This window comes from Marinococcus halotolerans DSM 16375, assembly GCF_000420725.1.
Classification (GTDB): domain Bacteria; phylum Bacillota; class Bacilli; order Bacillales; family Marinococcaceae; genus Marinococcus; species Marinococcus halotolerans.
This window is the reverse complement of sequence record NZ_ATVM01000003.1, coordinates 141,173-161,209: the sequence shown is the minus strand read 5'-3', so window position 1 is coordinate 161,209 and position 20,037 is coordinate 141,173. Positions and strand designations below refer to the sequence as shown.

General features: G+C 51.1%; 20 protein-coding genes. All 20 read right to left on the bottom strand.

All coding sequences use genetic code 11. From position 1 onward, the window contains the following. Nucleotides 1–13: 13 nt before the first annotated feature. The 20 genes from G548_RS18690 to sucC all read right to left on the bottom strand — a co-directional run bounded on the left by G548_RS18690 (nt 14) and on the right by sucC (nt 19,980). Nucleotides 14–496, bottom strand: a complete 483-nt coding sequence (locus G548_RS18690) for a flagellar hook capping FlgD N-terminal domain-containing protein (RefSeq protein ID WP_022792774.1) — start codon at nt 494–496, stop codon at nt 14–16. Nucleotides 497–512: 16 nt separating this feature from the next. After that, nucleotides 513–2,240 carry a flagellar hook-length control protein FliK gene (locus G548_RS0103565; RefSeq protein WP_022792773.1) on the bottom strand — a complete coding sequence of 576 codons (1,728 nt, stop codon included), beginning with the start codon at nt 2,238–2,240 and terminating at the stop codon, nt 513–515. A gap of 17 nt (nt 2,241–2,257) precedes the next feature. Next, the gene (locus G548_RS0103560; RefSeq protein ID WP_022792772.1) at nt 2,258–2,812 is read right to left on the bottom strand and encodes a MotE family protein; all 555 of its coding nucleotides are present in this window, start codon (nt 2,810–2,812) and stop codon (nt 2,258–2,260) included. Further along, a complete protein-coding gene (fliJ, locus tag G548_RS0103555) occupies nt 2,805–3,263 on the bottom strand; it encodes a flagellar export protein FliJ (protein WP_022792771.1) in 459 nt (152 codons plus the stop codon). Before fliJ ends, G548_RS0103560 begins: the two co-directional genes overlap by 8 nt. Then, nucleotides 3,263–4,579 (bottom strand): flagellar protein export ATPase FliI, encoded by a 1,317-nt coding sequence (gene fliI / locus G548_RS0103550; protein WP_022792770.1) that lies wholly within the window; start codon nt 4,577–4,579, stop codon nt 3,263–3,265. Before fliI ends, fliJ begins: the two co-directional genes overlap by 1 nt. Next, on the bottom strand, nt 4,576–5,319 hold the full coding sequence (gene fliH / locus G548_RS0103545) for a flagellar assembly protein FliH (protein WP_022792769.1): 744 nt from the start codon (nt 5,317–5,319) through the stop codon (nt 4,576–4,578). Before fliH ends, fliI begins: the two co-directional genes overlap by 4 nt. After that, a complete protein-coding gene (gene fliG / locus G548_RS0103540) occupies nt 5,312–6,325 on the bottom strand; it encodes a flagellar motor switch protein FliG (RefSeq protein ID WP_022792768.1) in 1,014 nt (337 codons plus the stop codon). The genes fliH and fliG overlap by 8 nt, the downstream gene beginning before the upstream one ends. A gap of 15 nt (nt 6,326–6,340) precedes the next feature. Further along, nucleotides 6,341–7,933, bottom strand: coding sequence for a flagellar basal-body MS-ring/collar protein FliF (gene fliF / locus G548_RS0103535; protein WP_022792767.1), 1,593 nt, complete (start codon nt 7,931–7,933; stop codon nt 6,341–6,343). Between the two features lie 29 nt (nt 7,934–7,962). Next, complete coding sequence (gene fliE, locus G548_RS0103530; RefSeq protein ID WP_022792766.1) at nt 7,963–8,259, bottom strand: flagellar hook-basal body complex protein FliE; 297 nt, start codon at nt 8,257–8,259, stop codon at nt 7,963–7,965. 20 nt (nt 8,260–8,279) lie between these two features. Continuing rightward, a complete protein-coding gene (gene flgC, locus G548_RS0103525; RefSeq protein WP_022792765.1) occupies nt 8,280–8,726 on the bottom strand; it encodes a flagellar basal body rod protein FlgC in 447 nt (148 codons plus the stop codon). Between the two features lie 2 nt (nt 8,727–8,728). Then, the gene (flgB, locus tag G548_RS0103520) at nt 8,729–9,124 is read right to left on the bottom strand and encodes a flagellar basal body rod protein FlgB (RefSeq protein ID WP_022792764.1); all 396 of its coding nucleotides are present in this window, start codon (nt 9,122–9,124) and stop codon (nt 8,729–8,731) included. Between the two features lie 297 nt (nt 9,125–9,421). Then, nucleotides 9,422–10,204, bottom strand: coding sequence for a GTP-sensing pleiotropic transcriptional regulator CodY (codY, locus tag G548_RS0103515; RefSeq protein ID WP_022792763.1), 783 nt, complete (start codon nt 10,202–10,204; stop codon nt 9,422–9,424). Between the two features lie 23 nt (nt 10,205–10,227). Next, entirely contained in the window at nt 10,228–11,640 is a 1,413-nt protein-coding gene (gene hslU / locus G548_RS0103510) for an ATP-dependent protease ATPase subunit HslU (protein ID WP_022792762.1), read from the bottom strand. A 27-nt stretch (nt 11,641–11,667) separates the two neighbouring features. Further along, nucleotides 11,668–12,216: an ATP-dependent protease subunit HslV gene (gene hslV, locus G548_RS0103505; protein WP_022792761.1), complete on the bottom strand. Its 549-nt coding sequence runs from the start codon at nt 12,214–12,216 to the stop codon at nt 11,668–11,670. Between the two features lie 3 nt (nt 12,217–12,219). Further along, the gene (gene xerC, locus G548_RS0103500; protein WP_022792760.1) at nt 12,220–13,137 is read right to left on the bottom strand and encodes a tyrosine recombinase XerC; all 918 of its coding nucleotides are present in this window, start codon (nt 13,135–13,137) and stop codon (nt 12,220–12,222) included. Between the two features lie 104 nt (nt 13,138–13,241). Next, nucleotides 13,242–14,555 carry an FADH(2)-oxidizing methylenetetrahydrofolate--tRNA-(uracil(54)-C(5))-methyltransferase TrmFO gene (trmFO, locus tag G548_RS0103495; RefSeq protein ID WP_022792759.1) on the bottom strand — a complete coding sequence of 438 codons (1,314 nt, stop codon included), beginning with the start codon at nt 14,553–14,555 and terminating at the stop codon, nt 13,242–13,244. An 83-nt stretch (nt 14,556–14,638) separates the two neighbouring features. Next, nucleotides 14,639–16,714: a type I DNA topoisomerase gene (gene topA, locus G548_RS0103490; protein ID WP_022792758.1), complete on the bottom strand. Its 2,076-nt coding sequence runs from the start codon at nt 16,712–16,714 to the stop codon at nt 14,639–14,641. Nucleotides 16,715–16,907: 193 nt separating this feature from the next. Continuing rightward, entirely contained in the window at nt 16,908–17,783 is an 876-nt protein-coding gene (gene dprA, locus G548_RS17245; RefSeq protein WP_022792757.1) for a DNA-processing protein DprA, read from the bottom strand. Nucleotides 17,784–17,883: 100 nt separating this feature from the next. Then, nucleotides 17,884–18,798: a succinate--CoA ligase subunit alpha gene (gene sucD, locus G548_RS0103480; RefSeq protein WP_022792756.1), complete on the bottom strand. Its 915-nt coding sequence runs from the start codon at nt 18,796–18,798 to the stop codon at nt 17,884–17,886. Between the two features lie 21 nt (nt 18,799–18,819). Then, nucleotides 18,820–19,980 (bottom strand): ADP-forming succinate--CoA ligase subunit beta, encoded by a 1,161-nt coding sequence (sucC, locus tag G548_RS0103475; protein WP_022792755.1) that lies wholly within the window; start codon nt 19,978–19,980, stop codon nt 18,820–18,822. Between the last annotated feature and the right edge of the window lie 57 nt (nt 19,981–20,037).

Here is a 20,037-nt window from a genome sequence, read left to right as displayed (position 1 = left end):
TCCTTCCTTCGTATCAGCTTTCCTCTGCAGCCGCCTCGTCCTCCCCGATGTTCACCACCTGCCTGCCGTCAATCCAGCGTCCGGAGTCAAGCTCGACCATAATGTTTCCCTGTGTATCTTTTTTCACTGACATAATTTCATTGCGGCCTGTCTGCACATCCTCATTTGGGGTATTCGCGTTTACGAGCGTCTGCCACGTCACATCCTGGCCGATCAGGCCGCTCAGCTGCATCAGGGCATCCTGCGCCATAAATTGTGTCGACTGCTCCATCGATTTATTCATGTTGTTCATCTGCTCGAGCGTACTGAAGTTGGCAATCTGTGAAACGTATTCGGTATCATTCATCGGTTCAAGCGGGTTCTGGTTCTGCAGCTGGGTAATAAGCAGCTTTAAAAAATCATCTTTATCCATATTGCCGTTGCTGTTTTCAGCGGCAAAGGGCGTTTTGCTGTTTGAAGCATTGTTCAGCTGCATATTATCTGTAATTGCACTCACCGTATGTTCACCTCCTTTAAATTCGTTCGTTGATCGAAAGCTGCTGTAAAATATCTTCAAACGAGCGTTCTTCCTCTTCTGAAGACTCTTCCTGCATATTTACCGCTTCCCGCTGTTCTTCATGATCTTCTTTCTGCTCTTCTTCTTTATAGAAATCCGGATGCTCGGCTACTTCGATGCGTTCGACCTGCAGGTTCTGCTGCAGGAAGGAATGCCTCAGCTGATGCACGCTGCTTTCCACGAGCTCCTGCGCCCCTTTGGAGGTTGTAATCAGCTGGGCGGTCCACTGGCCTTCGATTTTTGTGAGCTTCACATCGAGCCGGCCCAGATGTTCAGGGTGAAGACGAATCGTATAGGAAGCTCCGTTTTTCAGCTGGGCAGCGTTCATCGTGCCGAGCGTCTGCTGAAACTGCTTTAAAAATTCGGCCTGTCGCTGATTTCCTTCAGAGGCCGGAGGAAGCTGAATCACAAGCGGCGCGTTCGGCTGAAGAGCTCTCGGCTCTCCCGCTCCGTGTGCTGGTGCTGAAGAGGCTGGTGCATTCCCTGCTTCACTGCGGATGCTCCTCAGGATCTGCTCAAGCTGCACGGTAAACGACTCGTTTTTCTCTGTCTCTGCCGTTAAAGATATCGACGGCTGCTTTTTGACCAGAGCCGACAGGCTCTGGATAAATGCCGTCAGCTGCTTTTCCGGCTGTTCTCCAGAGGAAGGCTGAAGGGCTTTTGGTACCCAGGCACCCGGCTCTTCCCGTGCGCTAAGGTACTTCTGCCATTGCTGCAGATCTTTTTTTATCGCTTGAGTGGCGGCGTCTGTCGCTGCCTCCTTCCCGGCAGCAGGACTCATCCACCCGGCAGGCATCTGCGGCAGTAACTGAGGTCGCGGCGTTGGGCTGCTTTTAGCGTCGCCCAGCTGGGCCAGAGAAGAAATTAGCTGCCGCACCTCGGGCGTTTTTTCTGGAAACAGGATGTCGAGTTTCTCTATTCGGGACATTTCCTTCTGTCCCTGCGCCCGTAACGGCTGGCTGTTATCCTTTGCCGGCGCTTCGACGGCCACTGCCGCTGCTGCAAGAGCGGCTTCCGGACGGACACTTTCAGCATTGTCTGGTAAAACCTTTGAAAGAAGCGCAGCCAGTTCATTCAGACGACTCGCAAATACTTGTTCTGCTTGCTTCTTTTCCTCCCCCGCCAGGGTTTTGGAAAGCAGTGGCCCGGCGGTCTCCTGCAGCTTTTCTGCTGCCACCTGTATCGCCTGCTGATCGCTCGGAGCAAGGTCGTTTAACCGGGCTGCCAGCTGCTCGAGCACCGGCAGCTCCAACTGCTTCTCCGCCTCGGCAGCATTTTTTCCTGCAGCTGCTTCTGCGTCCGGAGAATGAAGAACAACGGCAAGCTTTGTGAAAATATTTTCTTTTTCCCCCGGCATTTCTTCGAGCGTCTCTTTTTCCCCTGCTCCTTCGAGGCTCGTTTCGTTACCTGCGAGCTCAGCGATAAACATGACGGCTTCTTCAAATTCGGGGTGCTTCTTCATCAGCTCATTGATTGCTTCCGGTTCTGCTTCGATGACTTTTATTATCTGCTCAGCAGAAGGCCCGGCAGTTTCCGTTCCTTTTTCCGTATCCGGCTGTTTGCCCGTTAATGCAGCGGTCCCGGCAAACAGAGCGGCAAAAGCTGAGGAACTGCTTCCTGCCTGACCGGACAAAGGCGCGCTGTTCAACTGGGCCGCGGACCGGCCGGTAATTGCTGTCTCCATAGCTGGCCTCCTTTCCTCTACTGTTCCAAATCGAGACCTTCAATCCCCGAAACAACGGAAGCAGCAAGCTCCTCATCCATCTCTTCGAGGATGGCGGCCTGTTCCTCCGGCTGAAGGGAATACAAATGCTGAATAATAACTTCTGTTTCCTGCTGCCCAAGCACCGCTGCCGCAGTTGCCGGCTTCATTTCCTCATAAATTTTCTGGGCTGAACCGGCATTTCCGCCGCTTTCTTCCTCTTCATTATTCTCTTCTGTTTCTGATTCGAGCGTCAGTTCCTCAAGCTCTTCTTCCACGCTACGGAGTTCCTGCTCCCGTTCATCAAGCCGCTGCTGCAGTTCGACGATTTCTTCTTCCTTGGCTTCGAGTTCTTCCCCGGAAGTCCCGGCGTCATCTGCACTTTCTTCGCTGCCGGTGACTGACTTCACTACGTCCTGGCCGAGCTGAGTGACGTTTATCCCCATAAAGGACATAACAGCCACCGACAGGACGACAGCGAAAAGAAGCGGGATCAGAAACAGCATGAAAAACCATTGAAAAAAACCGGCTTTTTTCTTTTCTTTTTCAGCCATAGTGCTGCACCGTCTGCTTCTGTAGATACATTTGCACTGCCGTGTCATCCATTGTCATACGCTCGTCCCGCTTTATTTTTTCCATATGTTTTGCTTCTTCTTTTTCTTTTATCAGCTCAAGCTTCCGGTTTTCACGCCATGCTTCCTGCATCGCTTTTTCTTCGCGCTGCATCATCCAGCGTGCCTTGCTCACCGCTTCTTCGAGAACGGCTGCTCGGCGCTCATACATATGCAGCATCTTTTCCTGCTGGCGAAGCTCCCGTACCGTCACTCCCCGGATCATTTTCTCCCGGTTGATTTCTTCTGCGTGCTCTTTGGAACGGAGCATTTCATAGAGGGTTTCCGCTTTCTGCTCAAACTGGTCCACTGCCTCATTGTAGGATTTTACCTTCTGGTCTTTTTCGCGGTCTCTCAGCTGCAGCAGCTGTTCTAAAGAAAATTGGTAGGACATTAGGACGCTCCTTTCTCCGTAACGTTTTGCAGCTTTTGCAGCGTCTGTTCCATCGTCGATGCTTCCATCGACCGCTGCTGGATAAGCGCTTCAACGGCCGGTAATCTTTCCAGTGCCTCGTCGGTTTCCCGGGAGCTGCCTTTGCGGTAGGCCCCGATTCGTATAAGCTCCTCTGCTTCCCGGTAAGCCGCAAGCCAGCTTTTCACTTTCAGAGCTGCCTTCTGATGATTTTCATCCGTAATTTCTGACATCACCCGGCTGACGCTTTGAAGCACGTCAATGGCCGGAAAATGGTTTTTATTGGCAAGCGACCGTTCGAGCACAAAGTGACCGTCGAGAATACCGCGTACGGCATCGGCAATCGGCTCGTTCATGTCGTCTCCGTCCACAAGCACCGTGTAAAACGCGGTAATCGAGCCTTCGTTGCTTGTGCCGGTCCGCTCAAGCAGTCCCGGCAGGAGGGCAAATACCGACGGCGGGTATCCTTTTGTCGTCGGAGGCTCACCAATCGCAAGGCCGATTTCTCTTCGTGCCATCGCAAACCGGGTGATGGAGTCCATCATGAAATTGACCTTTTTTCCTTTGGAGCGAAAATATTCAGCAATGGCCGTTGCCGTGTAGGCGCCCTGGATCCGCATCGAGGCGGGCTGGTCCGAGGTCGCTACTATCAGCACTGATCTGGCCATGCCTTCTTCTCCCAGATCGCGTTCGATAAAGTCCCGTACCTCGCGCCCGCGCTCCCCGATCAGCGCGATCACGTTAATATCGGCTTCAGTGTAGCGCGTGATCATCGAAAGCAGGGTGCTTTTTCCGACACCGCTTCCGGCAAAGATGCCTATCCGCTGGCCTTCGCCCATCGTGAGCAGACTGTCGATCACCCTCACCCCGGTCGGCATAACGTTTGTAATTCTTGGCCGGTCAAGTGGAGCCGGCGGTGCTGCTTCCGAAGAAACGCTGATCAGACCTTCCGGAAGCTCCTGGTGATCAATCGGCTCTCCCATGCCGTTTAACACACGCCCGATAAGCCCTGCCCCTGCCTTGATTTTCAGTGGTTTGCCGGTGGCTTCGACTGTGCAGCCGGGGCTGATGTTTTTTAACGATTCCAGCGGCATCAGGAGCACGTATTCCTGCCGGAAACCAACTACTTCAGCGGCCATGGAGGTGTCGCTTCCGACGCCATATATGTAGCAGATATCCCCTACGTTAGTTTTTGGGCCGCGCGACTCCACCATCAACCCAATCACCCGTTCCACACTTCCGTAGGAACGGTACAGAGACATCTGTTTCACCTGCCGTGCTGCATGCTCTGCTCTCATACCGGCATGCCCTCTTTCACGACAGCCTGCAGCTGTTTTTTCAATTCCTGGAGCTGGGTATCCAGGGAAACATCGAGTTTTCCAAAGTCCGTTTCGAGCACGCACTGCCGCTCTTTCATCTTTGCATCCGGATAAATGGTTACCTTCTGGTCGCTTCCCGCCGCGCTCTGCAGTTCTTCTTTGTACATTCGCACATCTTCATAATCTTCGGCGCTGACGAGCACGCGGATGTTGCCCTGTGCACGCAGGGAGCCGACAGCCGTCGAGAGCTGCATCCGCCAGTGTTCATCCGGGAGCCATTCCGGACCGAGCATTTTTTCGAGCGCCTGCACCGCAATATCGATTACCGTCGGTTCGGCTTCATTCAGGCGTTCGTGAAAGGCCTGTTCAGCAGACTCTATGATCCGCCCGGCGTGGGCAATCTGCTGCTGCCACGCTTCAAAGCCTTTCTGCTCCCCGCTCTCGAACCCTTCAGTGTATCCTTGTTGTTTAGCCTCTTCAGCCCAGGCAGCAATACGCTCCTGCGCTTCCATTTCTTCTTGTTTGATTTTTTCCAGGGTGTCTTTCCAGGCCTGTTCGGCCTGCTCTTGCAGCCGGCCGGCCTGCTCTTTTAACTGCTCGGCCTGCCGCTGCTGAAGGAAATGCTCATCTATCTGTGAAGGAGCTTCTTCATACACGATTTTTTTCGTCGCAATGGTTGTATGCTCTGCGCTGACGTGTGTGCGAAATACGTTAGACAATCACATCATCTCCCCCGCCGCGGGCTATTACAATTTCACCCGTTTCTTCGAGCCTGCGTATAATGCCGACAATTCTCGATTGTGCTTCTTCTACATCACGCAGCCGGACCGGCCCCATAAATTCCATTTCCTCCTGGAACGTTTCGGCCATCCGCTGGGACATATTCTGGAAAACGACTTCTTTCACCTGCTCGCTTGCTACTTTCAGGGCAAGCTGAAGGTCATCGTTATTGACATCGCGTACAACACGCTGAATCGAGCGGTTATCAAGCGCCACCACGTCTTCAAATACAAACATGCGTTTTTTGATTTCCTCGGCCAGCTCCGGATCTTCCTGTTCCAGAGATTCAAGGATGATTTTTTCCGTGCTCCGGTCCACGCCGTTGAGCACCTCTACGACGGATTCAATACCTCCCGCTTCGGTGTAGTCCTGAGTGACGGAGGTCGAAAGCTTTTGTTCGAGCACTGCTTCCACTTCGCTTACAATTTCCGGCGAGGTCCGGTCCATTTTCGCGATACGCCGGGCCACGTCGGTCTGCTGGGTCTCAGGCAGCTCCGACAAAATCTGGCCGGCCTGCCCCGGTTCCAAGTAGGAAAGCACAAGAGCGATTGTCTGCGGATGCTCATTTTGAATAAAGTTCAGCACCTGGGAAGGCTCAGCCTTGCGGGCAAAGTCAAACGGCTTTACCTGCAGCGACGAGGTGAGGCGGTTGATCATATGCATCGCTTCCTCTTCTCCAAGCGCTTTTTCGAGCACGCTTTTAGCGTAGCCGATGCCTCCCTGGGAAATGTAATCCTGGGCAATCGCTATTTGATGAAATTCATTCATCACTTCTTCTTTTTTCGAGCTCTCCACTTTTCTTACATTCGCAATTTCAAGCGTCAGCTTTTCAATCTCTTCTTCCCGTAAATGCTTATATACTTCGGCTGAGACGTCCGGGCCCAATGAAATCAGCAGCACAGCTGCTTTTTGTTTTCCGGTCAGCGTTTCTTTTCTTTTCTGCAATTGCTGCTCCTCCTTTTAATCATCGGACAGCCAGAAACGAAGCAGCTTTGAAAATTCTTCCGGCTTTTCTTTTGCTAGCTTCTCGAGCTGGTTTCGTTTCATTTCTTCTTCGGTCATTTCCCGGCTGTTTTCCAGGTCAGGGATGTCGCGCTGTTCAAATTCTGCAGCCTGAATGCCTTCCTCCTGGGCTTCCGCCGGCTTTTTCCGGCGTACGAGCCATACTACTAATATGATAAGACCAACAGCGCCTACAGCCATTAACGCATACGCCCACCACGGCAGGCCTCCTGCTTCCTGGTCGATCTCTTCTGCGCCAAGGAAGGTCTGGGAGGAAATAGAGACTTTTTCTTCTACATCCATCTCTTCGCCTTCGACTTCAAGATATTCTTTATCAATGCTCGTGCTTATGACTGTCTCAAGCATCGCCTGCATGTTATCCATCGTTTCCGGCTCTAAAGAATTCGGGTCTTCCGGATCCGGCGGCTCCACCATTACCTGAATGCCGAGGTCGCGCAGCTTGTACGGGCTTTCCTGAATCTCTTTATGTATACGGTTTACTTCGTAGTTGATTCGTTCCTCGGTCCGCTCGGAATCGCCGGCTGCTTCAGTACCAGCCGGGTAGTTGGCTACGTCTTCCTCTCCGGCGCCAGCTTCTCCTTCTTCGAGCGGATCCACGCCCTCATAGGCTTCCGCAATTTCTTCAGCACTCACGGCAATGCCTTCCATCGTTTCTTCATCCACCGGCTCCACCAGGTCTTCTTCCCGATTTTCTTTTGTAAAGTCGATATCTGTCGTTACCGACACCATTACTTTATTTTGTCCGGCCACGGTGCCAAGCATCTGCTGCACGTCACGGCGGATGTCTTTTTCGATATCCTGCTGGACCGCACGCTGGTCCTCGTATTCATTCATAGTGGAACCAGAGGATCCGTTTTCCTCATATGTATAATAGTTCATGCTCGTATCGCTGATATCGATGTTTTCAACCGGCAGATCGGGCACACTTTTGGAAACAAGGTTGTACAGAGTTTTCACCTGCTCCTGATCCAGTTCTCCGGTGCCGCTCAAATCGACGGTCACCGATGCTGTAGCTGCTTCGGCTTCTTCAGCCACCCATGTGGCTTCTTCCGGCATGTTAATCATGACATCGGTGCTTTCCACCGCGTCCATGTTGGAAATCAGCGCCTCAAGCTCGGTCTGGAGCGCCGCCCGCTCCATGACGGAGAATTCATTGTCTGTCATTCCAAAGCCGGTCTGATCTTCAATAAAGCTGTAGTCGATCGCCCCGTCCTGCGGAAGCCCCTCAGCCGCCAGATCCACCTTTAACGCATCCACCTGATCCTTTGGCACACTGATGGTGGTTCCTTCATTCGATATTTCATATTTCACTCCGCGGGTGTCCAGGGTCTCTTTGATGCTGCCTGCTGTTTCCGGTGCCAGGTCGGTGTAAAGAGGCTCAAAGTTTGTCCGCGAAAACAGCAGTATGCTGATGAGGAGAAAAAGAAAGATCGCCGTTGTGCCAAAAATATATATTCTTTTTTGTTTTTTACTGCGGCTGCTCCAATACGTTTTCGCCTTTTGGCTGTACTCTTTCCATTTTTCTTTCATAACTCCGCTTCATACCTTCCTCTTTACGATTACACCTGCATCCGCATCATTTCTTTGTAAGCCTCCACCGCCTTGTTTCTCACCTCGGTCGCCGTCTGCATGTAAATACTTCCTTTTTCTGCAGCAATCATCACATCATGCAGATTGTCCGCTTCGCCGGTTACCAGTTTTTCTGTCATCCGATCCGACTCAAGCTGGGCCTCGTTGACTTTACTCATTGCCTCGCTCATTGCCTTTTGAAACGAGTCGCCGGTTTCTTTTACTGTTGCCTGACCCGCCTCGTTCGCCGTTTTCATGGCGGGAGCCTGAATATTTGTGACTTCCATCCGTACGCCTCCTTTCGCTGTTAGTTTTTACCGATTTCGAGTGCTTTCATCATCATGTTTTTATTGGCATTGAGCGCCGTGACGTTTGCTTCATACGAACGCGATGCCGAAGTCAGATCCGTCATTTCTTTTAAAGGGTCCACGTTTGGCATCTGCACGTAGCCTTCTTCATTGGCATCGGGATGCTCAGGCTGGTAGACCTCATCAAAGGGAGCGTCATCTACGCCGATTTCCGACACGCGCATGCCGCCCTGATCATTTAATGCCTTCGTTAAATTCGACTGAAAGGAATTGTCCTGCTTCGGGCTCATGGAGACAGTTTTGCGCTGGTAAGGCTGCCATTCCCCGTCGACGAGCCGGCCTCTCGTGGAATCTGCATTCGCAAGGTTCGAGCTGACAATGTCCATGCGCAGACGCTGAGCCGTCAAGGCCGAACCGGAGGCCTGAATTCCATTAAAAATAGACATGCTTATGATCCTCCCCGGATAGCCGATTTAATGCCGCCGAATTTTCCATTTATACGGTCAACGATGGCGTTATAATGCAGTTGGTTTTCCGAAAGCTCGGTCATTTCTTTATCAATGTCTACGTTGTTTCCGTTATTATTGTATGTATTGCCCCGCTGCTCGTATACGCCTGGAGAATTTTGATTATTCTGAAAAGAAAAGTGTTTTGCGTCTGTTTTTACAGCTTCCATCTGACTGCTGCTTTCCTCCTTTAACATATCCTGAAAGGAGACTTCCTTTGCTTTGTAGTTCGGCGTGTCAATATTGGCAATATTATCTGTGATTGCCTTTTGTCTGAGCGACGCCCCTTCGACCCCTGCCTGCAATTTCTGCCAGGTCCCGGATTGGAACAGTTCCATTTTCTCACCTCTGGCTTTTTTATTAATACTAAAGGTTCAGTAAAATATTTTTATATGAGCATTACTTCCTAAATTGTATAGAAAAAATGTACATTTGTCTAATCAATATCGCTGTTTTTGCATTTCAGCAACTTCCGTCTAAGCAGTTAAACTACTTTTTAATAGTTCTTTTATCCTTACCGAACTTATTTATTTGTATAACATTCAGTTTTTCCTGTGGAAAATGTTGCAGCATGAATTTTTGCTTTTTCAAAGGCATAAAAAAAAGCGACCCATAAAAGGATCGCTCTAAAGCCGTTAATCGTTATTTTTAATTTTCTCGAGCTCATACAAAAACTTATTGTTTAATACTTTAATATACGTCCCTTTCATGCCAAGGGATCTTGATTCGATGACCCCGGCGCTTTCAAGCTTACGCAGAGCGTTGACGATCACAGAGCGGGTGATGCCGACGCGGTCGGCAATTTTGCTTGCTACAAGCAGCCCTTCCTTGCCGTCGAGCTCTTCGAAAATATGCTCGACCGCTTCGAGTTCGCTGTAGGACAGGGAGCTGATGGCCATCTGGACCACTGCTTTGCTTCTCGCTTCCTCTTCAATCTCCTGCGTTTTTTCATGAAGAATTTCCATACCTACAACCGTCGCTCCGTACTCGGCGAGAATCAGATCATCATCATCAAACGTTTCGCTCAACCGTGCCAGCACAAGCGTGCCAAGACGCTGGCCGCCACCGACAATCGGTACAATCGTGGTCAGGCCGGATGCGAATAATTCGGCGCTTTCCTGCGGAAATGCGGTATATTCGCTCTGCACATCCAGATTCGGCGAGGTTTCATTAATGGCGAACAGACCGGAGGTGTATTCCTGTGGGAATTGGCGTTCTTCTAAAATCCGCTGCATTTTTTCGTGCTCGATTTCCTGTTCGATCGAATAGCCGAGCAGTTTCCCGCGGCGGCTGACCACAAACACATTAGCCCCGATAATTTCCTGAAGGGTTTCGGCCATGTCCTTAAAATTGACGTGGTCTCCCTGTGTTTTCTGTAACATTTCATTAATTCTTCTGCTTCTTGTTAACAAATCCATGCTGATTCTCCTCCTGATTTATGCTACAAAATGTACCGGCTGACGTCCCGGTCCCTGGCGATGGTTGCCAGTTTATCATTGACGTATTCCGGCGTGATGGTGATAGCGTCCATAGTAATCTCCGGAGCCTCGAAGGACAGATCTTCGAGCAGTCTTTCAAGCAGCGTGTGCAGCCGCCTTGCACCGATGTTCTCTGTCTGCTGATTGACTGCTTCCGCTAATTCTGCAATGGTTTCGACAGCTTCGTCTGTAAACGTTACTTCAATGCCTTCGGTGCGGATGAGCGCCTGGTACTGCTTGGTAAGAGCCTGATCCGGCTCCCGCAGAATCCGGGCAAAATCTGCTGCTCCTAAGTTATCTAATTCGACACGCACCGGAAATCTTCCTTGCAGCTCAGGAATTAAATCGGAAGGCTTGGCCGTATGAAAAGCACCGGCGGCGATAAACAGCATATGATCGGTACGAACCGGTCCGTATTTGGTATTGACCGTAGACCCTTCCACAATCGGCAGAATGTCCCGCTGTACGCCTTCACGCGACACGTCCGCACTGCTGCTTTCCTTTTTGCCGGTCACTTTATCAATCTCGTCCAGGAACACAATTCCCAGCTGCTCCGCGCGGTAAACGGCTTCCGTGCTCACTTCGTCCATATCGATCATTTTCTGGGCTTCCTGCTCGGTCAGCACCTTGCGTGCTTCGCGCACGGGGAGGGTGCGGCTGCTCGTTTTCTTTGGCATCATATTTCCGAGCATTTCCTGCATGTTCATGCCCATCTGCTCCATGCCGCCGCCCTGAAACATGTCTCCCATCGAGCCGGACTGCTGTTCGACCTCAATGGTTACTTTGCGGTCTTCAAGCTCACCCATCTCCAGCTGCTTCTGCAGCTGGCGGCGCTGCTCACGCAGATCACTGTTGTCTGCGGTGTCTGTTTCTTCTTCTTCCTCGCTGTCATCATTCTGCTGAAAAAGCATGCCGAACGGATTGCCGGAGCTGCTGTCCGCCTGACGATTTTTGCGTTTTCTCGGTGCAAGCAGCCGGACGATTTTTTTATTCGCAGCTTTTTCCGCCTTCTCCTGCACGGAGGCTGTTTTTTCTTCCTTTACAATACGTACGGCAACCTCCACCAGATCCCGGATCATCGATTCCACGTCGCGGCCGACATAGCCGACTTCCGTGAACTTAGTGGCTTCGACCTTCGAAAACGGGGCGCCGACAAGCTTCGCAATCCGGCGGGCGATTTCCGTTTTACCTACGCCCGTCGGCCCGATCATCAGAATATTTTTCGGCGTTACTTCCTCCTGAAGCTGTTCGGGCAGCTTGCTTCTGCGGTACCGGTTGCGAAGAGCTACCGCAACAGAACGTTTTGCTTCATTCTGGCCGATAATATATTGATCGAGCCGTTCTACAATCTGTTTGGGTGTCATCGAAATTTCCATTAGTAAGCCCCCTTAGCGGACTATGTTTTAAGATTCCAAATCTTCAATAATGATTTCATGGTTGGTGAACACACAGATATCTGCTGCTGTCTCAAGCGAGGCTTCGGCCATTTCCCGGGCGCTCAGATGCGTCGCATGCTTTTTGAGTGCCCGTCCGGCACTGAGCGCAAAATTGCCACCGGAGCCGATGGCAAGCATGTTGTCATCCGGCTCGATCACTTCTCCTGTGCCAGCGACCAAAAGCATGGTGGATTTATCCATGACAATGAGCATCGCTTCAAGACGCCGCAGTGTTTTATCGCTGCGCCAGTCCTTGGCAAGCTCGACGGCTGCCCGCTGCAGATTGCCGCTCCACTGCTCGAGTTTTTCTTCAAACAAGTCAAACAGGGTAAACGCATCAGCCACCGAGCCGGCAAATCCGGCGAGAACCTTCCCGTTGTACAGCCTTCTTACTTTTCGTGCGGTATGCTTCATGACCACCTGCTGGCCGAGCGTTACCTGGCCGTCACCGGCCATTGCTCCTTTGCCGTCGTGGTGGACAGCGTATATCGTTGTGGCGTGAAAGGATGGTTCCATTAGTTATTCACGCTTCCTTTCTGCTCTTGGATGTGATTGACGGTACACATCCTGGAGCCGTTCTTTAGTTACGTGGGTGTAAATCTGGGTTGTGGATAAATTGGCATGGCCGAGCAGATCCTGCACGACCCGGAGGTCCGCCCCGTGATTGAGCAGGTGCGTCGCAAACGTGTGCCTCAGGTCATGAGGAGAAATACGAAGCGTGCTCGAGACCTTTTTCACCCGTTCGTTAATAACATGGCGGAACCCGCGGTCGGTCAGCGGGCCGCCACGGGCGTTTAAAAACAGCTGGCCGGCCGGCACTTTGCTTTTGGCTGCAAGCTCCGGACGCACAGTGGTTTTGTACAGCTCGACGGCTTCCTGGGCAAAGCTTCCTACCGGCACGTACCTCTCCTTGCGGCCCTTACCCTTCACAAGAATGGTTCCAAGGTAATCATCGAGGTCATCGGCCTGCAGCTGCTGGCATTCACTGATGCGCATGCCTGTTGCATAAAGCAGCTCCATAATAGCTTTATCCCTGATATCAAGCGGCTTGCTCATGTCAAATGAAGCAAACAGCGATTCGATTTCTTCTTCATATAAAAAGTGGGGGAGCGGCCGCTCTTTTTTTGGATGGCTCGCACCGATAAACGGATTTTGTTCAATATAATCCTCTCGCTGCAGGTAGCGGAAATACGCACGCAGCGCGGAGATTTTCCGCGCTACTGTCGCCCTGGCATACGAGCGGTCATACATGCTGCTGTAGTAGAGACGGACGAGGGTTGGATCAACATCCTCCACGTGCTCCCATCCTTCCTGCTGCATAAACGCTTCAAATTCAATTAAGTCCTGTTCATAAGCTGTTTTCGTATAGGAGGAAATGTTTTTTTCCAGCTCCAGATAGCGGAAAAATTCTTCCCTCCAGGTTAATAGCGGGTTCATCAGCTTTTTGCTCCTTTGCGCTCTCAGCTTCCTTGTGCGCGTCTATTGCCGCCTTATGAAGACAAAAGCTAGTAAATCGTATCATAAACCATGGAGCCTAGCAATCATATCTGGACTTTTTTCTTAAAATTCTGAATAGCCTCCAGAGCCCGCTCGGCGTAGTATTCATTACGCTCCCGCTTGTTTTTAATTTTTTGCTCCGGAGCCGGCAGCAGGCCGAAGTTGGCGTTCATCGGCTGAAAGTTTTTGGCGCCGGCTGTCGTAATATAGTGGCTCATGGCACCAATCACCGTTTCCTTCGGGAAGGTATCTGTTTCTTCCTGTAAATATTGTTTAGCCGCGTTCCATCCGGCGACCAGGCCGGAAGCAGCTGATTCCACATAGCCTTCCACACCGGTAATCTGTCCGGCAAAGAACAAATCACTGCGTGCCTTTGTCTGGTAGGTCGGATTCAGGAAATTCGGGGAATTTAAAAACGTATTCCGGTGCATTACGCCGTAGCGGACAATGTCGGCATTTTCAAGTCCCGGGATTAAGCGGATTACTTCTTTCTGCGGTCCCCATTTAAGATGAGTCTGGAAGCCGACAATATTAAAAAGCGTGCCTTCCTGGTTGTCCTGTCGCAGCTGCACAACAGCGTGCGGGCGCTCCCCTGTTTCCGGATGCTCCAGGCCGACTGGCTTCATCGGGCCGAACAGGAGGGTCTTTTTGCCTCTGCGGGCAATTTCCTCGACCGGCATGCAGCCTTCAAAGAAGATGTTTTTCTCAAATTCGCGCAGCGGCACAACCTCTGCTTCCACCAGCGCATTGTAAAAGCGATCAAATTCCGCTTCGGTCATCGGACAGTTGATGTACGCGGCTTCCCCTTTATCATACCGGGATTTCACGTACGCTTTGTCCATGTCGATGCTGTCTGTTTCGACAATCGGCGCGGCTGCGTCGTAAAAGTACAAATGCTCTTCGCCGGTCAGCTTAAAAATATCCTCAGAAAGGGATTCGGCGGTCAGCGGTCCTGTAGCAATAATCGCCGGTTCCTCGGGGATATGGGTCACTTCTTCCGAGACGACTTCCACGAGCGGATGGTTTTTGACTTTTTCCGTGACGTTGGCGGCAAATTCATGCCGGTCTACGGCAAGGGCGCCGCCTGCCGGTACCGAAGCTGCGTCTGCTGCCTCGATAATCACGCTGTCGAGGTGTCTCATTTCTTCCTTTAATACGCCGACGGCATTTGTAAGATTGTTGGCGCGCAGGGAATTGCTGCAGACCAGCTCCGCAAATTTATCGGTATGGTGGGCGGCCGTCTGTTTGTTCGGACGCATTTCGTGAAGTACGACCGGCACGCCCTGCTTGGCAAGCTGCCATGCCGCTTCGCTTCCGGCCAGTCCTGCACCGACGATATGAACAGGTGTACTTTTCATGATAAAAACTCCTTTCCCTTTTGAAAGCGCAGGCAACTATTCCTTTCGGAAGCAGTCAGGCCTGCGCTGTAACCAGTCATTTTTTAATTTGGTTCTTCCTTGTAATCACATTCAGAGCACTGGACGTGTACGCCTTTTTTCGTCTTTTTCTCCACGAGCATATTTTCACATTTCGGACACGGGCGGGCAATCGGTTTGTCCCAGGAAACAAATTCGCAGTCCGGGTACCGGTCGCAGCCGTAAAAGATCCGCTTTTTCTTACTTCGGCGTTCAACGACATTTCCCTCTTTACATTTCGGGCATTTCACGCCGATATCTTTAACAATTGCTTTCGTATTACGGCATTCCGGGAAATTGGAGCAGGCCATAAACTTTCCGTACCGGCCCATTTTATACACCATCGGATGGCCGCACTGCTCACAGTCTTCGCCTGCCGGCTCATCTTTGATTTCGACTTCTTCCATTTCTTCCTCAGCTTTTTTCAGCCTTGGTTCAAATCCCTGGTAAAATTCGTCGATAATCTCAATCCAATTTTGTTTTCCTTCTTCAATATAGTCAAGATCGTTTTCCATCTTTGCGGTAAATTCCACATCAAGAATTTCCGGGAAGAATTCCACGACCAGATCCATGACAATCTCGCCGAGCTCGGTCGGCACGAAGCGCTTTTCTTCAAGCGCTACGTAGTTCCGGCGCTGTACTGTATCGAGCGTCGGGGCATACGTTGACGGCCGGCCGATGCCCATTTCCTCCATCGTCCGCACGAGCCGCGCTTCTGTGTAACGCGGCGGCGGCTGGGTGAAGTGCTGATTTTCTTCCATGTCCGTCCGGGTGACCATCTGGCCCTCCTGAAGGTCCGGAAGCATTTTGTCCTCTTCTTTTTTGCCGTCGTCCTGACCTTCCACGTACACCTTCATAAAGCCGGGGAATTTCACTTTCGAGCCGGTCGCCCGGAAAAGCACGCCTTCATTATCAAGGTCCACCGACATTGTGTCCATCACGGCCGGGGCCATTTCACTCGCAACCAGACGCTCCCAGACAAGCTTGTACAGCCGGTACTGGTCTCTTGAAAGCGAGCTTTTTACCTGTTTTGGTTCATACATGATGGACGTCGGCCGGATTGCCTCGTGAGCGTCCTGGCTGTTGCTGTTTTTCGCATTCTTGCGCTCTCCCTGGCGGACGTATTCCTCGCCGTACTTTTCCGTAATAAACGTCCGGGCTTCTTCTTTAGCGGTCTGGGAAACCCTCGTGGAGTCCGTACGCATGTATGTGATCAAACCGACGGTGCCGGCCGGTTTCCCTAAATCAATACCTTCATACAGCTGCTGGGCGACCATCATAGTCTTTTTCGCCCGGAAATTCAGCTTTCTCGCTGCTTCCTGCTGCAGGGACGAGGTCGTGAATGGCTGCACCGGGTTGCGTTTACGTTCTTTTCTCGTAACCTTTGTTACTTCAAACTGGTCGCCCTTCATCCTTTGAAGCACGCCGTCGACATCTTCCCGGGAAGCAAGCGCCTGTTTTTCTTTCGCTGTTCCGTGAAATTTCGCTTCAAATTCCGCGTCCCCGTCCGAAAACGTTCCATTAATACTCCAGTATTCTTCCGGAATAAACGCCTTGATTTCTTTTTCCCGGTCAATGATCATTTTCACAGCAATCGACTGCACTCGTCCAGCACTCAACCCTTTTTTCACTTTCTTCCATAGTAATGGACTGATGTTATAGCCGACGAGCCGGTCAAGTATCCGGCGGGCCTGCTGGGCATCCACCAGATCCATATTGATGGAACGGGGGTGCTTGAACGCATCCTTCACCGCCGTTTTTGTAATTTCGTTAAAAACGACGCGGCATTCCGAATCCTCATCAATGTTCAAGCTATGCGCCAAGTGCCACGCGATAGCTTCACCCTCTCTGTCAGGGTCGGCTGCAAGATATACTTTTTTCGCTTTCTTTGCAGCCGTTTTTAATTCTTTTAAAACTGGACCTTTCCCGCGTATCGTTATATATTTCGGGTCATAATTGTTTTCAGTGTCGACTCCCATCTGGCTTTTCGGCAGATCTCTTACGTGCCCCATTGAAGCTTTCACTGCATATTTTTTCCCTAAATACTTTTCGATTGTTTTTGCTTTTGCGGGAGATTCCACGATGACTAAATAGTCGGCCATTCCTCTTCTCCCCTTTGTCTCAATGAAATATTACCATTATTAACGTGAATAAATTACTCTGTCAAATAGTGATGCTTTTATGTTCTTACTCGTTTCAGTGCGTTTTGTGCTTGAAATCACAATTATTCTTTCACAGTTTACCGGACGTGTCTAGCATAACATACGGAAAATTTAAAATTCCGTTTCAATTCCGTCAGCTGTTATGAGACGCTGTCCGGCCGCCGCCAATAAGTAAATCCTCCGGCTGGAGGACCGGGAGAGCGCCGTCATAAATCAGCCGGTTCGTGCCCGCGCTCTGTCTGGAAAACACCGGCCCCGGCAGCGCGCAGACCTCCCTGCCCTGTTCAAGCGCAAGTGAAGCGGTGATGAGAGATCCACTGTTCACGTCTGCTTCTACTACGAATATTTTATCGGACAGGCCGCTGATAATACGGTTTCTGGCCGGAAAGTGCCACTTTCTCGGTGATCTGTCCGGAGGATACTCGCTCAAAAGCAGCCCCGCGTCAGCAATATTTTTTGCCAGCGCGAGGTGCTCCTTTGGATAAATACGGCCAAATCCGGAGCCGAGCACCGCAATAGCCGGCGCCCCCGTTTGCAATGCCTGACGGTGGGCATGGCCGTCTACGCCTCTTGCGAGCCCGCTGACAATCTGCACCTTTCCGTGGGGAAGTAAGGCTTCCACCGCAGCCCTGCCGTAAGACGTCATGCTCCGGGAGCCCACTACCGCAAGCCGGGGACTGTCCCGAAGCAGCGCTGTGTTTCCTTTCGTATATAACACCCACGGCGCATCGTAAATTGATTTTAAAGACGACGGATAGGAGTCGTCAAAATATGTAATCCATCCGGTGTCCTGCTCGCGGTACCACGTGAGCCGCTGCTGGAAGTTAAGCTGGGACATATATGTCCGCCAGGCAGTCCGATGGGCGCTGCTTACGGGCAGAAGATGAGGATGCGTAAAAGGGAGAAGTAATTCGCGGTCGCGGCGGAGCAGCTCTGTGACGTGCTTCCATTGAAAATGGGGAAATTCGTGAACAGCCAGAAGCCGTTCATTAAAGGAGAGATTTTGCATGAGGGATAGTCCTTTCCTGGGGGTGGTGGTTTCTCGGGGAAATACGGGGAGTAAAAGAAACCCTCCGCCTGCCCGAAAGAGGCAGCGGAGGGCGGTTGGCTTATACTTGTGGTTCGTGGGTGAGACATTTTTCGTACAGACCGCGTTCTTTCAGAACGTTGATCATCGTATCACCGATTTCTGCCGGTGTCGCTGATACCTGCACGCCGCTTTCGTTTAACGTTTTGATTTTTTCCTCTGCGGTGCCTTTACCGCCGGAAATAATCGCGCCGGCGTGGCCCATACGTTTCCCTGGAGGCGCTGTGGCACCGCCGATAAAGCCGACAACCGGTTTGGTCATGTTCTGCTTGATCCATTCAGCTGCTTCTTCCTCGGCTGTACCGCCGATTTCACCAATCATGATCACGGCTTCTGTGTCCGGATCGTCATTAAAGGCCTGCAGCACGTCGGTAAAGCTTGTGCCGTTTACAGGGTCGCCGCCGATACCGACAGCTGTCGACTGGCCGACGCCTGCTTTAGTAAGCTGGTCTACGGCTTCATACGTGAGGGTACCCGAACGCGAAACAACACCTACGTGTCCTTTTTTATGAATGTAGCCAGGCATAATGCCGATTTTGCACTCGTCCGGTGTAATAACACCCGGGCAGTTTGGACCGACAAGGCGCGTACGCTTGCCTTCCATAAAGCGTTTCACTTTAATCATATCAAGAACCGGGATGCCTTCAGTGATGCAGATGGCAAGATCAAGGTCTGCATCTACTGCTTCAATGATCGCGTCCGCTGCAAAAGCAGGCGGAACGTAAATAACCGAAACGGTGGCGCCGGTTGCTTCCACTGCATCGTCAAGCGTGTTGAAAACCGGTACGCCTTCAACTTCCGTGCCGCCTTTACCCGGCGTCACGCCGCCGACAATTTTCGTACCGTACTCTAACGCCTGCTGAGTGTGAAAGAGGCCGGTAGATCCTGTAATTCCTTGAACAACTACTTTTGTATCTTTATTAATATAAATGCTCATAGGTCGATGGTCCCTGCCTTTCTATTGAACTAACGAAACAATTTTTTGCGCACCGTCTGCCATAGAGTCCGCTGCTGTAATATTCAATCCGGATTTTTCCAGAATTTCTTTGCCTTTTTCTACGTTCGTGCCTTCCAAACGTACAACAAGCGGAATCTCTAATCCAGTCTGCTTCGTAGCTTCCACTACCCCGTCAGCGATGACGTCGCACTTCATGATTCCACCGAAGATGTTAACGTAAATGCCTTTAACCGCATCATCTTCAAGGATAATTTTAAATGCTTCCGTTACTTTTTCAGCCGTCGCACCGCCGCCAACGTCCAGGAAGTTCGCCGGATCGCCGCTGTAGTGCTTAATGATATCCATTGTCGCCATCGCAAGACCGGCACCATTGACCATGCAGCCGATATTGCCGTCGAGGGCAATGTAGCTTAAGTCATATTTGGAAGCTTCAATTTCCTTTGGATCCTCTTCATCGAGGTCCCGGTAATCAAGTATTTCTTTTTGACGGTAAAGTGCATTGGAATCGAAATTGAATTTCGCGTCAAGTGCCATTACTTTTCCGTCTCCGGTCGTTACAAGCGGGTTGATTTCTGCGATAGAGCAGTCGTTGTCGATAAAGACCTTGGACAGGCCAAGCATAAACTTCACTGCTTCTTTCAGAAGGTCTGTCGGTATATTCATGTTAAATGCCATACGACGGGCCTGGTAAGGCTGCATACCGATAGCTGGATCAATGTATTCGCGGAAGATTTTTTCCGGATTTTCTTCAGCTACTTCTTCGATTTCTGTTCCGCCCTCTTCAGAGCCCATCATTACAATGCGGGACGATACCCGGTCGAGCACAACACCTAAGTAGTATTCCTTCTTGATGTCGCTTCCCTCTTCGATGTAAAGACGCTTCACTTCTTTACCTTCCGGGCCGGTCTGATGGGTAACCAGTGTTTTGCCGAGAATTTCGTCAGCATATTTGCGGACGTCATCGAGGTTTTTAGCGAGCTTGACCCCGCCGGCTTTCCCTCTTCCACCTGCGTGGATCTGGGCTTTCACCACTGTTACGTCAGAACCCAGTTCTTTTGCGGCTGCTTCTGCTTCATCTACCGTAAATGCAACTTTTCCGTTAGGGACTGCTACTCCGTATTTACGAAGGAGCTCTTTTCCCTGGTACTCATGAATATTCATGCTTTTTTCCCCCTCACCGTTACAATACGAATCCTTCTATCGACTGTGTAAGTGATT

Excerpts from the sequence above, each read along its gene's own strand:
- flgC (WP_022792765.1), bottom strand. The coding sequence starts at position 8,726 with ATGTCTATTTTTAATGGAATTCAGGCCTCCGGTTCGGCCTTGACGGCT.
- topA (WP_022792758.1), bottom strand. The coding sequence starts at position 16,714 with ATGGCCGACTATTTAGTCATCGTGGAATCTCCCGCAAAAGCAAAAACA.
- trmFO (WP_022792759.1), bottom strand. The coding sequence starts at position 14,555 with ATGAAAAGTACACCTGTTCATATCGTCGGTGCAGGACTGGCCGGAAGC.
- xerC (WP_022792760.1), bottom strand. The coding sequence starts at position 13,137 with ATGAACCCGCTATTAACCTGGAGGGAAGAATTTTTCCGCTATCTGGAG.
- G548_RS0103565 (WP_022792773.1), bottom strand. The coding sequence starts at position 2,240 with ATGGAGACAGCAATTACCGGCCGGTCCGCGGCCCAGTTGAACAGCGCG.
- codY (WP_022792763.1), bottom strand. The coding sequence starts at position 10,204 with ATGGATTTGTTAACAAGAAGCAGAAGAATTAATGAAATGTTACAGAAA.
- fliJ (WP_022792771.1), bottom strand. The coding sequence starts at position 3,263 with ATGTCCTACCAATTTTCTTTAGAACAGCTGCTGCAGCTGAGAGACCGC.
- fliF (WP_022792767.1), bottom strand. The coding sequence starts at position 7,933 with ATGAAAGAAAAATGGAAAGAGTACAGCCAAAAGGCGAAAACGTATTGG.
- hslV (WP_022792761.1), bottom strand. The coding sequence starts at position 12,216 with ATGGAACCATCCTTTCACGCCACAACGATATACGCTGTCCACCACGAC.
- flgB (WP_022792764.1), bottom strand. The coding sequence starts at position 9,124 with ATGGAACTGTTCCAATCCGGGACCTGGCAGAAATTGCAGGCAGGGGTC.
- sucC (WP_022792755.1), bottom strand. The coding sequence starts at position 19,980 with ATGAATATTCATGAGTACCAGGGAAAAGAGCTCCTTCGTAAATACGGA.
- hslU (WP_022792762.1), bottom strand. The coding sequence starts at position 11,640 with ATGGAAATTTCGATGACACCCAAACAGATTGTAGAACGGCTCGATCAA.
- G548_RS0103560 (WP_022792772.1), bottom strand. The coding sequence starts at position 2,812 with ATGGCTGAAAAAGAAAAGAAAAAAGCCGGTTTTTTTCAATGGTTTTTC.
- fliI (WP_022792770.1), bottom strand. The coding sequence starts at position 4,579 with ATGAGAGCAGAGCATGCAGCACGGCAGGTGAAACAGATGTCTCTGTAC.
- dprA (WP_022792757.1), bottom strand. The coding sequence starts at position 17,783 with ATGCAAAATCTCTCCTTTAATGAACGGCTTCTGGCTGTTCACGAATTT.
- fliE (WP_022792766.1), bottom strand. The coding sequence starts at position 8,259 with ATGGAAGTCACAAATATTCAGGCTCCCGCCATGAAAACGGCGAACGAG.
- sucD (WP_022792756.1), bottom strand. The coding sequence starts at position 18,798 with ATGAGCATTTATATTAATAAAGATACAAAAGTAGTTGTTCAAGGAATT.